Here is a 14,006-nt window from a genome sequence, read left to right on the forward strand (position 1 = left end):
TAGTTAAAAAAACCCTTGTTTTTTAACAATATAATTGAGATAATAACTCTGAAAGCGCCTACACTTACAGATGATCTAAGGATACGGTCGCCTATACTGCCTGGTATGTTAAGGGGTAGCAACAGAGAGTAAGTGAAACGAGCGCATCAACGGTCAAATAAGGGGTTCCTGATATATTTCGTAAATAGAAATACACATTGGGGAGAAGGCAGCAAATCGATCGTATCCCAACAAAACGACAGTTCAAAGTCTGCTTGAGGCAGGCTTTTTTGCTGCGGAGAAAAGGTTGTTCTAAACATAGAGACAGGGTCATATCCTAATGACAAGTACAGTCATCAAGGAGGGGGACTTCTCTGTGTCAAAACAAATGCTGGCGTTAAATATAGACGGAGCGCTTCTTCGCTCCAACGGCAAACTTCATCAGACGACAAAGGATGCCATCGAATACGTCAAGAAAAAAGGAATTTACGTCACACTGGTCACAAACCGCCATTTTCGCTCCGCTCAAAAAGTGGCGAAAATATTAAAGCTGAATGCGAAATTGATTACCCACAGCGGCGCATACATTTCTGAAAAAATAGATGAGCCGTTTTTTGAAAAGAAAATATCAGAAGATCACACGTTTAATATTGTTCAGGTGCTGGAAAGCTATCCATGCAATATCCGGCTTCTTCACGAAAAATATTCGATCGGAAACAAGAAGAAAGTGAACTCCAATCTGGTCGGGAAAACGATGATTCATCCGTCTGACCCGATTTTTTATCCGGTGCAGTTTGTCGAATCATTAAGTGACCTGCTCCTTGATGAGCCGGTTTCAGCGCCCGTCATTGAAGTGCATGCCGAAGATGGCCTGCAGGCTGATATAACGGATACGATAATGAAAGCATTCCCGGCCGTCGATGTGATCCGCGTCAACGGAGAAAAACTGAACATCGTGCCTAAAGGGGTTTCAAAAGAAAGCGGACTTTCGATGGTCGCCGCTGAACTCGGGCTTTCAATGGAAGAGGTTGTAGCTATCGGCCATCAGGAAGATGATCTGCCGATGATCGAGCTGGCCGGTCTCGGCGTCGCGATGGGGAATGCCTCAAATGAATTAAAAAGAAAAGCGGACTGGGTGACAAGGTCAAATGATGAACAAGGAGTCGCCTATATGATTAAGGAATATTTCCGCATGCAGCACCGCAAAGGCTTTCTCGATAAGTTCCATATGAAACGGCCGTAATCAAGAGCCGCAGACGCGAAACGCCGGTCTGCGGCTTTTTCGCGGATTGATTTTAGCCTGTTCTTTCTGTACACTAAAGAAAGTTTTGAATCTGAAAAATAAGGTGATCACATTGCAAATAAAAATAGACGGCATCACGGATGACAGGCTGCATCGTCCGCTGCAAAACATCGCGAATTTATTTTTTGAAGAGTGTGTTCTTGCGTACGGCGAAACGGAGGAACCCTCTGATCTCGTCATCTCACTTGCCATTTCTCAAGATGCAGACAGCGTGTCGGTATCCGGAGAAATCAAAGGAACCGGCGAAAAGGAACATCATACGAAACCGCTTCTTGCCGGATGGAGCGAAAAAGAAGTATTTAAACAGGTGAAAAACACGCTGTCGTACGTCTACTTAAATCTTCTTCAATCGCATACGGGCATGACACAAAAATGGGGAATCTTAACCGGCATCAGGCCTACTAAACTTCTTCATAAAAAGCTGCAGAGCGGCCTGACAAAAGAAGAGGCGCACGCCGATCTGAAAAAAGATTATCTGATCCATGATGAAAAAATCAATCTGATGCAGGAGATTGTCGACCGTCAGCTCGCTGCGGTTCCCGATCTGTACCGGGTCAAAGATGAAGTCAGCATATATATCGGCATCCCGTTCTGCCCGACAAAATGCGCCTACTGCACGTTTCCGGCTTATGCCATTCAAGGACAGGCGGGAAGAGTCGGCTCCTTTTTATGGGGGCTTCACTATGAAATGCAGAAAATCGGAGAATGGCTGAAGCGGCATGATATCAAAGTGACGACCATTTATTTCGGCGGCGGCACGCCGACAAGCATTACCGCTGAGGAAATGGATCTTTTATATGAAGAAATGGTCCGCTCTTTCCCGGATGTCGCGAATATCAGGGAGATTACCGTTGAAGCGGGCCGTCCCGACACGATTACGGAGGAAAAGCTGGCCGTATTAAATAAGTATAAGATTGACAGAATCAGCATCAACCCGCAATCTTATGAAAACGAAACGCTTAAGGCCATCGGCAGACATCATACAGTTGAAGAAACCATCGAAAAATACCATCTTTCCCGCAAACACGGCATGAATAACATCAACATGGACCTGATCATCGGCCTGCCGGGAGAAGGGACGGCTGAGTTCAGGCACAGTCTTGAGGAAACGGAAAAGCTGATGCCTGAATCTTTGACCGTTCATACGCTTTCTTTTAAACGGGCGTCAGAAATGACGAGAAACAAGCATAAGTATAAAGTTGCCGACAGACAGGAAGTGTCCCGCATGATGGATGACGCCGTCCGCTGGACAAAAGAGCACGGCTATACGCCGTACTACTTGTACCGGCAGAAAAACATTCTCGGAAACCTTGAAAATGTCGGCTACTCCTTCCCTGGTCAGGAAAGCATCTACAACATTATGATTATGGAAGAAGTGCAGACGATTATCGGTATCGGCTGCGGCGCGGCAAGCAAATTCATTCATCCGGAAACCGGAAAAATCACGCACTTCGCCAATCCGAAAGATCCGAAATCATATAATGACCGATTCGAGCATTATACAGAAGAGAAAATCAAATACTTAGATGAGATGTTCGTCAAATCTGCATTATAATATCAAAAACGGCACGGAATCAGCGTGCCGTTTTTTTATGTTTAACCGTCTGCAAAAACGGGAAATGACCATCAGACTGTTATTCGCAAGAGGTGCATAATATGTATGATGTCATAGGAGCGGGAATCGGGCCGTTTAATTTAGGGCTTGCCGCATTGTTAGAGGATATACCCGGAACAGACGCTCTTTTTTTCGATAAAAAGAAAGAATTTGCGTGGCATCCCGGTCTATTAATTAAAGGGACGGATTTACAGGTGGCGTTTCTGGCGGACCTGGTCACGCTCGCCGATCCGAAAAGCCGCTACACGTTTTTAAACTTTCTCCATGAACATGACCGGCTGTACCGGTTTTATACGTTTAATGAATTTGATATTCCGAGACGGGAATTTAACGACTATTTGAGCTGGGCGGCTTCAGAAATCAAATCATGCCGTTTCGGCTCAGAGGTAATCGGCGTGAAAAATGCCGGCGACCATTATGACGTCAGCGTCAAGAACATTGAGGACGGAAGCATCAGTGTCTATCAAACGAAGCATTTCGTCATGGGGACGGGGTCTGAACCGCTTATTCCCGCAGAGATTGCTGACGAAGCGCGTCAGGACACGATGGTCAGCACGGAATATTTGTTTCGGAAAGACGAGCTCGCCTGCGCCGAATCAATTACAGTGGTCGGCTCCGGACAGAGCGCCGCGGAGATCTTTTCTGACTTATTGCACGATGAACAATACCGCCGCAGCCGGCTGCAATGGGTGACACGCTCCGCCGGATTCCGAGAATTGGAAACCGCCAAGCTCGGACAGGAAATGTTTACACCTGATTATGTGGAATATTTTAACCGCCTGCCTTTTAAAGAACGGCTGAACACGCTCCCTGAGCTGGACGGACTGCGCCACGGCATTGATTCTGACACACTTGCCGCCATTTACGATGCCCTGTATCACAGATCGATCAGCGGAGGTTCGCCTGACGTGTATATTCAGCCGATGGCGGAGCTTGAAAAAATTGAAAAGCAAAACGGGCGCTGCGTACTGAGCTTTCATCAATGGCAGATGGATGAAACCTTTACGGCCGATTCAGAAAAAGTGATTTTGGCGACCGGCTTTAAACCTCATATTCCGGAATGGTTTACGGCAATTGCCCCCGATATCGAATGGGAGGATGAGAAACGCTTTAAAGTGACGGCCGATTCCCGTCTTGTCTTTAAGGACGACAGGCGGCATCATTTTTTCACATTAACGAATCTTGATCATGCTCACGGAACGGGCGCTACAAATTTGAAGCTGTCTGTTTACAGAAACCAAAAAATCATCAATACCATTCTGGGGAAAGAGCATTTCTCCATTAATAAAAAAACGGCTTTTCAGCAATTTCTTCCTGCTCAAAAAAACTGACCCCTTATGAAGAGGTCAGTTTTTTTTATGATTTCTGCGGCTTCTTTTCAGGCGTCTTCCATTTGAACACGCTGTTCAACAGGAGATATATCCGCTTCGATTCTTTCGTGAGCAAAGGGCCGAAGATGGCCAGTATCAAAACATATAAGGCGGCGAAAGGTTTAAGTGAAGCGGACAGGCCGCCGGCGATGCCGAGATTTGCGACGATAATGGAGAATTCGCCGCGTGACACAATGGTCAGCCCGATATTAGACGATGCTTTATGAGAAAGCCCCGCCCGGCGCCCGGCGATCATGCCGGCAATAAAGTTTCCGGCAATCGTCAGCAGAACGGCGCCGAGGGCAAGCCATACCGCATCTCCGAGTGAAAACGGATCAATGCTGAGACCGAAGCTGAAGAAAAACATGGCCCCGAAAAAGTCACGGAACGGCACGACAAGATGCTCAATCCTGTCAGAATGGGCCGTCTCCGAAAACACGAGTCCGAGCAAGAGCGCGCCGATCGCTTCAGCGACATGAATCGTTTCGGAAAAGCCGGCAATGAAAAAGAGCGCGGCGAAAATGACGATGGCAAATACCTCGTTTGAACGGATATCAAGCAGCTTGTTCAGCAGAGGCGGCAATTTTCGAGCGGCAATGAAAAACAGCAGCATATATCCGAAAGCGATCACGATTGACATCAGCGCGCCTCCGACAGACGTCGCGTCTCCCAGAACAAGCCCGGAAACGACGGACAAGTAAACCGCCAGAAAGATATCCTCAAACATAATGATGCCGAGAATCAGCTCCGTTTCCGGATTGGCCGTGCGCTTTAAGTCGACAAGCACCTTTGCGACAATGGCGCTTGATGATATCGTGATGACGCCCGCCAATACAAGCACTTCCAAAAAGGAAAAGCCTGTGATAAAGCCGTAGATCAGCCCTAAACTGAAATTAATCAGAATATAAATCGTTCCGCCGGCGGCGATAGAACGTCCGGATTTGACTAATTTTCCGACCGAGAATTCAAGCCCGAGGTAAAAGAGGAGGAACAGGACGCCCATCCGTCCGAAAAATTCAATCACTTCCCGGCTTTCGATAAACGTCAGGTCAATGATGCCCGCTTGGGGCGCGTGCGGCCCGACGAGCATTCCTAAAATGATCAGGAAGGGGATGATCGAGAATTTAATTTTATTGGCGATGACACTCGCAATAGCCACAAGAACTAACGCCGTACCGACTTCAAATACGAGATGGTCCATAAACAGATCACACTCCGTCTCTGGAGAGGAAGTCTTGGATCAGCTTTTTCAAATGCTTTCTTTCACCTGAGAGGACGAGTGTATCGTTTGCTTCAAGGAGCGAATCAGCGCCCGGGTTTAAAAGCTTTTTCTGGTTATGCTTAATGATGGCGATGACCGTCACGTCATAGTTCTGACGCACATCCAGTTCGCCGAGCGTCCGCCCTGCCGCTTTTGCCCCTTTTTCAACTTTAAACCATTCGATAATCAGATCGTTGAACGCCATTTCAATCGATTCAAGCGCCTGCGGTTTATACACCATACCGCCGATAATCGCTGCAATCTGTCTTGCTTCCGCATCATCAAGTGAAATGCTTGCCAGAAGCTCATCAGGGTCGCGGTCATCAAATCTGTAAATTTCCCGCCTGCCGTCATCATGAATGATGATCGTCATTTTTTCATGATTTCTCGTTTCGATTTCGAATTTTTTCCCGATACCGGGCAGATCGTTTTCTTTAATATTCATAAAAAATCCCTCCGGAATATACTGTTTTTACACCGTAAATACAGATTGGCAATGAGAAATGGTCTGATGCCGGAGGTAATTTGACTGGTATTGTATCGGAATGGCGCATGTCCTTTCCATTGTGGAATCAATGAATTGATCAAGAGGTTTGACAGATAACAGGGAGATCATCCGGGATAACGCACCGTATCCTTTTGACAGGCCTTGCGGAGCGGTTTTGGTGTGAACCGGCGTCTTTGCCGAATCCGTTTCCTGCGGGTAAACCGAAATTTGTACATGGCTGTCTGTTTCTGTCACCAATTGGGAAGGAAGAGCGACATCCGAAGGGGGGAACAGCACCATAAAAAAGCTCAGTAACAAGCTGAGTATCACATATTTCATTATCGGCGTTTTTCCCCCCTTTTGTTTTGTATATCAATTTCACTATATAAAAATGTATGTTCAGTTTCAAATGATATGCATTTTTCGGTATCTGTTGACCTTGAAAAATAAAGGAATTTCGCTTCGGCGGAAGGAATATATCATTTGAACAAAATATGTAAGCGGATTCAAGGAGGATGTAAACATGCAGTATATTCGCTATGAAGAAAAGGGAAAGATTGCGGAGATTGTGCTGAACCGGCCTGACAGTTACAACGCGCTGAATGAACAAATGCTCCGGGAATTGGAAAACGCATGCGTGATGGCAGCCGACAGTGAGGCGCTTATCGTCCTTTTGCGGGGGGAAGGCCGGGGATTTTCCGCGGGCGGTGATATCCAGATGATGACGTCTGATCATGATTCAGGAGAATATGAACGGCTCATGAAAATGATCGAATCCATTACACTGACGCTCTATGATATGAAAAAAATTGTGATAGCCGCCATCCACGGAGCTGCGGCGGGGCTCGGGCTGAGTTTCGCGTTGTGCGCCGATGTGGTGCTCGCTGAAGAAAACGCCCGCCTCGCGATGAATTTCATCGGCATCGGATTGGTTCCCGATGGAGGAGGCCATTATTTATTAATGAGACGCGTCGGTGAGATCGAAGCGAAAAAACTGATTTGGAGCGGTGAAAAATTGCCTGCTGAAAAAGCGGTGCGGCTCAAGCTTGCCGACGAGCTGTTCAGCGGCGGCCCTGCGGAGGGGGCACAACCGTATATCGACCGATTGCTGCATGCGCCGCTGTCAGCGATGATTGAAACGAAGGCTATTTATCAGAGCCTCCATATCAGCCGGTTAAAAGATGTTTTGTCTCTTGAACGAAAGGCCCAGGAAAATATGAGAAAAACGGATGATCATAAAGAGGGCATCTGCGCCTTTTTAGAAAAACGGACGCCGCAATTTAACCGGTAAAATACAGAAGCCGGAAAGCTTCTGTTATCTGTGGAATAAAATCAGCTTTCCGGCTTCATTTACCAAGCGATGAGTACTGTTCTCAAGCTTTTTTTCCTTCAATAAAGCCTCTCCGGCGGCCTTCGCCTCCGCCTCATTATCCGCTTCGATCCGTTCATTCAGCAGCGTTTCTCCCGACGCATGGAATGCGGTCAATACATATTGTCCCATCATGTCACCCCCTTTATAGAATGATATTCTGATAAAGAATTTAAAATCCTCCATTAATTTTTACCCATTATTAGTATATAATGGGTCAAGGAAGGAGTTGGATTCGTGCTTACAATTGAAAACGTAACGAAAACATTCGGCAGCTTTACCGCTGTTGACAATTTGAACCTGCAAATACCTGAAAGGGAAATGTTCGGGCTCCTCGGCGCAAACGGCGCGGGAAAAACGACGACCTTTCGGATGATTTTAGGTCTTTTAAGCCTGACTGACGGGCATATCACCTGGAAAGGGCAGCCGGTCAATTATTCCATCAGTGAAAAAATCGGCTATCTCCCGGAAGAGCGGGGGCTGTATCCGAAAGTGAAGGTGAGTGACCAGCTTGTCTATCTGGCGAGATTAAAAGGAATGGGCAAAAAAGAGGCGGAAAAAGAGCTCATGACATGGCTCGAGCGGTTCGGCATTACAGATTACAAGAATAAGAAAGTCGAAGAGCTGTCGAAAGGAAACCAGCAGAAAATCCAATTCATTTCGGCCGTCCTGCATAAGCCTGAACTGCTGATTCTCGATGAACCTTTCAGCGGTCTTGATCCGGTGAATGTCGAGCTGCTGAAAGAAGCGGTTATTTCTTTGAAAAACAGCGGCGTTTCCATCGTTTTTTCAAGCCACCGAATGGAGCATGTGGAAGAACTTTGTGAGAATTTGTGCATTCTCCAGAAGGGAAAACCCGTCGTTCAAGGCAATCTGAAAGACATTAAGCGGTCTTTCGGCAAAAAAAATGTCACCGTTCATTCAGATGATGACCTCAGCTTTTTAAAAACGCATGAAGGCGTCGTGAAATGGAAGGAAACAAATGACGGAATCAGACTGCAGGTCGCGAATGAACCGGTTTCTCAGGATATTTTCCGGGCGCTGCAAGGGAAAGGTTTTATACGGAAGTTCGAATTGGAAGAGCCGTCACTGCATGATATTTTTATAGAAAAGGTGGGGGCCGTATATGAATAAATTTTGGATTATGCTGTTTCATACATATAAAAACAAAATCGCGACAAAGTCATTCATTATTTCGACCGCCATTACCGTTTTATTAGTATTAGCGGTGACCAACCTGCAATCGATTATATCCGTGTTTCAATCGGATGACGGCAAGCAGCAAATCGCGGTGATTGATGAAACGGGCGGGCTGTACCCGGCGTTTGCAAAACAGCTTAAAGCGGCGGATACAGACAATGATCTGCAGGCAGTGGAGACGAAGGAGTCCGAAAAAGATGCCGTAAAGCGTGTCAAAGACGGTGAATGGGACGGACTGTTTATCATCAGACAAGATCAAAAAGGAACGATAACAGGAGCCTACAAAGCGCTGACCATTTCTGATGAATCAGCGTATAAACTTCTCAAGCAGGCTTTAACCCAGACAAAAACCGCTGTTGAAACCGCCAAGCTCGGCATTTCGGCAGAAAAAGTCAGCAGCCTCTACACTCCGCCGGAAGTCAGCAAAGACGCGCTGGAAAAAGGGGCGAAATCTGAGGAAGAGCTTGGTCAGGTAATGGGGCTTGTATACATCATGCTGTTTGTCATCTACTTCTCAGTTATCATGTACGCAAGCATGATTGCGATGGAAGTGGCGACGGAAAAATCGTCCCGCGTCATGGAAATTTTAATTTCAAGCATGCCGCCGATTCAGCAGATGTTTGCCAAACTGTTCGGTATCGCGCTCGTGGGGATCACACAGTTTGCGGTGCTGATTGCGGCGGGTTATCTCTCACTGAAGCTGAACCCTCAAAATGATGCGTCGTCGCCGATCAGTGCATTTCTCAATTTTACGGATGTTCCCGTCTCGACGATAGTCTATGCTGTCATTTTCTATTTGCTCGGCTATTTTCTTTACGCGACGCTTGCCGCGTTTCTCGGCAGTGTTGTCAGCCGGATAGAGGACGTACAGCAGACGATTCAGCCGATGGTTTTTTTAGTCGTGGCAGGTTTTATGATCGCCATGTTCGGCATCGGCAATCCTGACGCCGGTTTTATTACCGTTACATCTTACATTCCGTTTTTCACGCCGATGATTATGTTTTTACGCGTCGGGATGCTCGATATCCCGTTTTGGCAGGCTGCGGCCGGAATCGCCCTGACACTGCTCACTATCGTGATCTTTGCGGCGGTCGGCGCGAAAATTTACAAAGGCGGCGTTTTGATTTACGGAAACGCCAGCGGATTCAAAGCGATCAAACAAGCGCTGCGCATCTCCAAAAAATAAGTGAAACAGCCCGGAACAGCCGGGCTGTTTTTTTATTTTGCAGAACGTGCATTCGTATAAAAACGGTGCTAAAATAAGGGTAATTCAATTTGCAGAAAGGGGAGGGCGAGATGGCTGATCTGACGTTTATTCATGCCGCTGACCTGCATCTGGACAGCCCGTTTTACGGCATTTCGAATCTGCCTGAACCGGTATATGCGCGTATTAAAGAAAGCACATTTCACAGCGTCCGCCGACTGACGGACGGGGCACTCCGGGAGCAGGCAGATTTCGTGCTGCTTTCGGGGGATCTGTTTGACGAAGCCAACAGAAGTTTAAAAGCCCAGCTGTTTTTGAGAAAACAGTTTACGAGATTACAGGAAGCGGATATCCAAGTGTTCGTCATATTCGGCAACCATGATCATTTGGGCGGTAAGTGGACGCCGATTGAATGGCCGGAAAATGTACATATCTTCACCTCGGATACACCGGAGGAAAAATCTTTCTTTAAAAACGGAGAGCTTGCGGCAAGCATATACGGATGCAGCTATCAGGAAAGAAGCGTAACGGTCAATCAGGCGGCCCGTTACCGGAAAATGACCGGCGCGCCTTATCATATCGGCATGCTCCACGGCATGTTATCAGGAGCGGAAGGGCATGACCCGTACTGCCCGTTTACGAAAGAAGACCTTGAAAAAAGCGGCATGGATTACTGGGCGCTCGGACACATTCATAAACGGCAGGTTCTGTCCGCCCAGCATCCCGCCGCCATTTACCCCGGGAATATTCAAGCCCGGCATTTAAAAGAAACCGGGCCTAAGGGTTATTATCTCGTCCGGGCGGCAAACGGTGAGATGTCTTGGGAATTCAAAGAAGCGCATGATGTGTTATGGGAGGAAATTGATCTGGATATCTCCGGAGCTGAACATATGACTTCACTTCTGAAAGCCGCATCGGATACATTCTCCGGCTTGCGCGCGGCGGGCCGCCCGGCATGTGTCAGGCTGGTGCTTCGCGGCGCGGCGCCCCGCTTTTGGACGGAGGCGCCCGCAGGTATCGCGGAGGAGCTTCTTTCCGCTTTACAGGAGGAAGAGGCCGAAGAGGAATGTTTCGTCTGGCCGCTTGCGCTTGAGGATCGGACGGATGAAACAGACACCGTGCCGCCCGATCCGTTTTTAAAAGGGCTCCTTCAGGACATAGAACAATGCGCAGACATGAGCGGTGTATTTGAAGCCCTTGAGCGTCATCCCGTATACCGGCGTCAGATGGCTTCATTTACAGATGAAGAGATACTGGATATTAAGCGGCAGGCTCAAGCCGTTTTAAGACGCCAGATGAAGGAGCTTCAGAGATGAAAATAACGGCGATGCATATTTACCAATACGGAAAATTTTCCGACCGAAGTTTTCAGCTGTCAGATTCTCCCGTGCAAGTGATCTACGGGTTAAATGAAGCGGGCAAAACGACATTGATGTCCTTTATCAAAAGCGTGCTGTTCGGTTTTCCGAAATCAAAAAAATACGAACCGAAAAACGGCGGGGTTTACGGCGGCGCTGTGGAATTGAAGCATGGCGATCACGGCGCTGTCAAAATCGAACGGACAAAAGGCGCTGCCGAAAAAGTCAGAGTGTATACGGCTTCAGGCGAAATCAAGGACGGAGAATGGCTCAAACAGCTTCTCTCCGATACAGACCGGGCGCTGTACGAAGCGATCTATTCGTTCGATGTATTCGGACTGCAGGAGATTCAAGCTTTTAACCGGGACAAAATCGGCGAGTTTCTCCTGTATTCGAGCTTATTCGGATCGGAAGCGGCGGCAAAGCTTGACGGGCGACTGGCAAAAGAACTTGACAGGATGTATAAGCCGAACGGGCGGAACCCCCGCTTAAATCAGGAGTTGGATACATTAAAGCGGCTCAGCGCCCAGCTGAAACAGGCGGAAGCTGCGGAAGCGGGCTATCACAGCCTTCTGGAAGAGAAAAAAAGCGCCGGCGGCCGTTTGCAGGATGCCGAAGCACGATTGAAAGACATAACTGAAGAAATCAAAACAGTAAAATCAGCGATAGAAGCAAAGCCGCTCGCAGACAAAAAAACAGCCTTGGAAAGCGAACTTTCTTCTTATCCGGAAGCATTGAAGCAATTCCCGAAGGACGGAATGCATCAGCTTGAAAAATACGAATCGCATCTCCATCCGAAAGCGGCCCGTCTTGAGGGGCTTCGGGCAAAATCGGCTGAACTCAGGCGGCAGGCTGATCTGCTCGCTCCAAATGAGGACTTGCTGCAAAAAGAGCGGCAGCTGCAGGAGCTTTCCGGCGAGCAGCATATGTACGAATCGCGCGGCGAACAGCTTGCCGCCATCCAATCACAGATCCGGCAGACATCTGCCCGCGTTTCGTCAGGATTGCAGCAGCTCGGAAGACATGAGGAGGACGGCATTCTTTCACTGAACACCGATTATGAATATGAATGGCGGCTGCAGGAAGCCGTGCAGAGCGCCGGACAGGCAAGAGAAAGAAAGACACAGCTTGATGCGATTTTCGAACAAGCGCGGCTGGAGCTGGAAGAAGCCGAACGAAAACATGCCTTGACGGCGGAAAACATTTTGGACCCCGCTGTCAGGAAAGAAAAAGAAGCCGCTTTACAATCATATAAGCAAACGGCTGATACAGAAGGAAACGAATGGCAGGCACATGTTCAGCATCTGGAAAAACAGCGCGCCAAACAAAAAAAGCTCTTTCTCGGTGCGGGCATTCTGTTCATTGCGATTTTCGCTATGTTAAAGGAATGGCTGCCCGCCGCCCTTTTTAGCGGTGCTCTGCTGCTGTATATGCTGTCCGGCATGCAAAAACCGCTGCCGTCAGAAAGAGGAGGGCCCGGACACAAGAAAAAGAAGCCGGCGATCTCTAAAGAAGCGGCTGATCTTCTGCAGGAAGAGCTTTGGCGTGACGGCCGGCACCGGCAGCAGCTGATTGCGGATCAAGCCGTGCTTGAACAGAAAGAAGCGGCATATGAAAGAGTCATCCGCCAATATGAAGAATGGGAGGCGGAAATGGCGCCGTCTGAAAAACAGGCGGAACTTTTTATGAATGAACTGGGGTTTTCAGGAAGTCCTTCCCATCTTCTTGACGCATATCATGTGATGAAAGATGTCAAAAAAGAAATCCTTAACAAGCATGAGCTGACCATTGAAGCGGGCAGGCTGCAAAAGCTGCAAAGAGCATTTGAGGACCGGGTCAAAAAGCTGAGTCCTTCAGACGGAAGGGAGCTGTCCGTAAAAGAAAGACTGCACGTTTTGCTGGCGCAGGCGGAACGGGCCCGTGAGGAAGCAAAACGAAAGCAGGCGCTCGAAACGGATCTGCTGCATGCACAAGAGCAAATGCGTGAATTAAACGAAGAAGTTCATTACTACGAACAGCAGGTCAAACAGCTTTTCATGGCGGCAGGCGCAAAAAACCGCGAACACTTTTGTGAACTCGCCAGGCTGACTGAAAGCCGCCGGGAAACAGAGCGGCAGCTGCGCGAAATCAAAACGCACTTGTCCGGCATAGGCGGAAAACAGCTGGAGCCGTACATGAGCCGCACAGTGTCCGAACTTGAACATACAGTCGTTCAGAAGGAAACAGAGAAAAAAACGCTTGAGGAAAAAAGCGCCCAGCTCCGTGAGCAAACCGCTTTATTAACGGTGAAGCAAGAGCAGCTGGAGTCCTCGGGGCTTGTATCCGATTTAAAACAGCAGACAGAAATGCAGAAGGAGCGCGTGAAAAAAACCGCTAAAGAGTGGGCCGCATTACAGACGGTCAGACACATTATCAGGGAAAAAATGGAGCGGCATAAAAAAGTGACGCTTCCCCGTCTGTTAGAAACCGCCGGTGCATTATACGTACCGCTTACGGACGGACGCTATCACAAATTGTATTTTTCCGAGGCTGATGATTCCATTATGGTCATGCGGAAAGACGGAACGGTGTTTTCTGCAGGCGAACTGTCACAGGCGGCATGCGAGCAGCTTTATGCGGCGATTCGTTTTGCCCTTGCGTCAGAGAGGGAATCTGCGGTATCACTGCCGTTTTTACTTGATGACAGTTTTGTCCATTTTGACAGGCAGCGGCTGCAGCGGCTGTTTGATGTGCTGAATCAGCTTTCAGAAGGCGGGCGGCAGATACTTTATTTCACCTGCCATGAGCATGTCAGCCGGTCTTTTCACAGCGGACAAGTCATGCGGCTCCTGTCATAAAAGAGTTTATTTTCAAAAAAGAG

Annotated in this window: 12 protein-coding genes; 8 read left to right on the top strand and 4 right to left on the bottom strand. The window is 48.1% G+C overall.

The genetic code is table 11. The features are described 5' to 3' along the window. The first annotated feature begins 355 nt into the window (after positions 1 to 355). The 3 genes from ACKTRM_RS05080 (at position 356) to ACKTRM_RS05090 (ending at position 4,228) form a co-directional block, all read left to right on the top strand. A complete protein-coding gene (locus ACKTRM_RS05080; protein ID WP_012117197.1) occupies positions 356 to 1,222 on the top strand; it encodes a Cof-type HAD-IIB family hydrolase in 867 nt (288 codons plus the stop codon). Positions 1,223 to 1,334: 112 nt separating this feature from the next. Then, a complete protein-coding gene (locus ACKTRM_RS05085) occupies positions 1,335 to 2,837 on the top strand; it encodes a coproporphyrinogen III oxidase (RefSeq protein WP_007409236.1) in 1,503 nt (500 codons plus the stop codon). Positions 2,838 to 2,938: 101 nt separating this feature from the next. Beyond that, positions 2,939 to 4,228: a lysine N(6)-hydroxylase/L-ornithine N(5)-oxygenase family protein gene (locus ACKTRM_RS05090; protein WP_023356813.1), complete on the top strand. Its 1,290-nt coding sequence runs from the start codon at positions 2,939 to 2,941 to the stop codon at positions 4,226 to 4,228. 25 nt (positions 4,229 to 4,253) lie between these two features. Here the strand turns inward: ACKTRM_RS05090 and ACKTRM_RS05095 are convergent, their stop codons facing one another. Genes ACKTRM_RS05095 through ACKTRM_RS05105 form a run of 3 tightly spaced genes read right to left on the bottom strand, consistent with a single transcriptional unit; the run spans position 4,254 to position 6,354 of the window. Next, positions 4,254 to 5,468, bottom strand: a complete 1,215-nt coding sequence (locus ACKTRM_RS05095) for a cation:proton antiporter (protein WP_012117199.1) — start codon at positions 5,466 to 5,468, stop codon at positions 4,254 to 4,256. A gap of 7 nt (positions 5,469 to 5,475) precedes the next feature. After that, the gene (locus ACKTRM_RS05100; protein ID WP_012117200.1) at positions 5,476 to 5,973 is read right to left on the bottom strand and encodes a cation:proton antiporter regulatory subunit; all 498 of its coding nucleotides are present in this window, start codon (positions 5,971 to 5,973) and stop codon (positions 5,476 to 5,478) included. A gap of 27 nt (positions 5,974 to 6,000) precedes the next feature. Further along, positions 6,001 to 6,354, bottom strand: a complete 354-nt coding sequence (locus ACKTRM_RS05105) for a hypothetical protein (protein WP_012117201.1) — start codon at positions 6,352 to 6,354, stop codon at positions 6,001 to 6,003. A 184-nt stretch (positions 6,355 to 6,538) separates the two neighbouring features. On the opposite strand from ACKTRM_RS05105, the gene ACKTRM_RS05110 reads away from it, so the two are divergent. Beyond that, entirely contained in the window at positions 6,539 to 7,306 is a 768-nt protein-coding gene (locus tag ACKTRM_RS05110) for an enoyl-CoA hydratase (protein ID WP_012117202.1), read from the top strand. A gap of 24 nt (positions 7,307 to 7,330) precedes the next feature. Here ACKTRM_RS05110 and ACKTRM_RS05115 read toward each other — a convergent pair whose 3' ends face one another. Then, entirely contained in the window at positions 7,331 to 7,516 is a 186-nt protein-coding gene (locus ACKTRM_RS05115; RefSeq protein ID WP_015239502.1) for a YhzD family protein, read from the bottom strand. 105 nt (positions 7,517 to 7,621) lie between these two features. On the opposite strand from ACKTRM_RS05115, the gene ACKTRM_RS05120 reads away from it, so the two are divergent. The 4 genes from ACKTRM_RS05120 to ACKTRM_RS05135 all read left to right on the top strand — a co-directional run bounded on the left by ACKTRM_RS05120 (position 7,622) and on the right by ACKTRM_RS05135 (position 13,983). Continuing rightward, positions 7,622 to 8,518: an ABC transporter ATP-binding protein gene (locus tag ACKTRM_RS05120; protein WP_007409231.1), complete on the top strand. Its 897-nt coding sequence runs from the start codon at positions 7,622 to 7,624 to the stop codon at positions 8,516 to 8,518. After that, positions 8,511 to 9,770 carry an ABC transporter permease gene (locus ACKTRM_RS05125; protein ID WP_012117203.1) on the top strand — a complete coding sequence of 420 codons (1,260 nt, stop codon included), beginning with the start codon at positions 8,511 to 8,513 and terminating at the stop codon, positions 9,768 to 9,770. Before ACKTRM_RS05120 ends, ACKTRM_RS05125 begins: the two co-directional genes overlap by 8 nt. Before the next feature lie 110 nt (positions 9,771 to 9,880). After that, the gene (locus tag ACKTRM_RS05130) at positions 9,881 to 11,104 is read left to right on the top strand and encodes a metallophosphoesterase family protein (protein ID WP_012117204.1); all 1,224 of its coding nucleotides are present in this window, start codon (positions 9,881 to 9,883) and stop codon (positions 11,102 to 11,104) included. After that, positions 11,101 to 13,983: an ATP-binding protein gene (locus tag ACKTRM_RS05135; RefSeq protein WP_012117205.1), complete on the top strand. Its 2,883-nt coding sequence runs from the start codon at positions 11,101 to 11,103 to the stop codon at positions 13,981 to 13,983. Before ACKTRM_RS05130 ends, ACKTRM_RS05135 begins: the two co-directional genes overlap by 4 nt. Positions 13,984 to 14,006 lie beyond the last annotated feature (23 nt).

Source organism: Bacillus sp. D7-8 (assembly GCF_052055895.1).
Lineage (GTDB): Bacteria > Bacillota > Bacilli > Bacillales > Bacillaceae > Bacillus > Bacillus velezensis.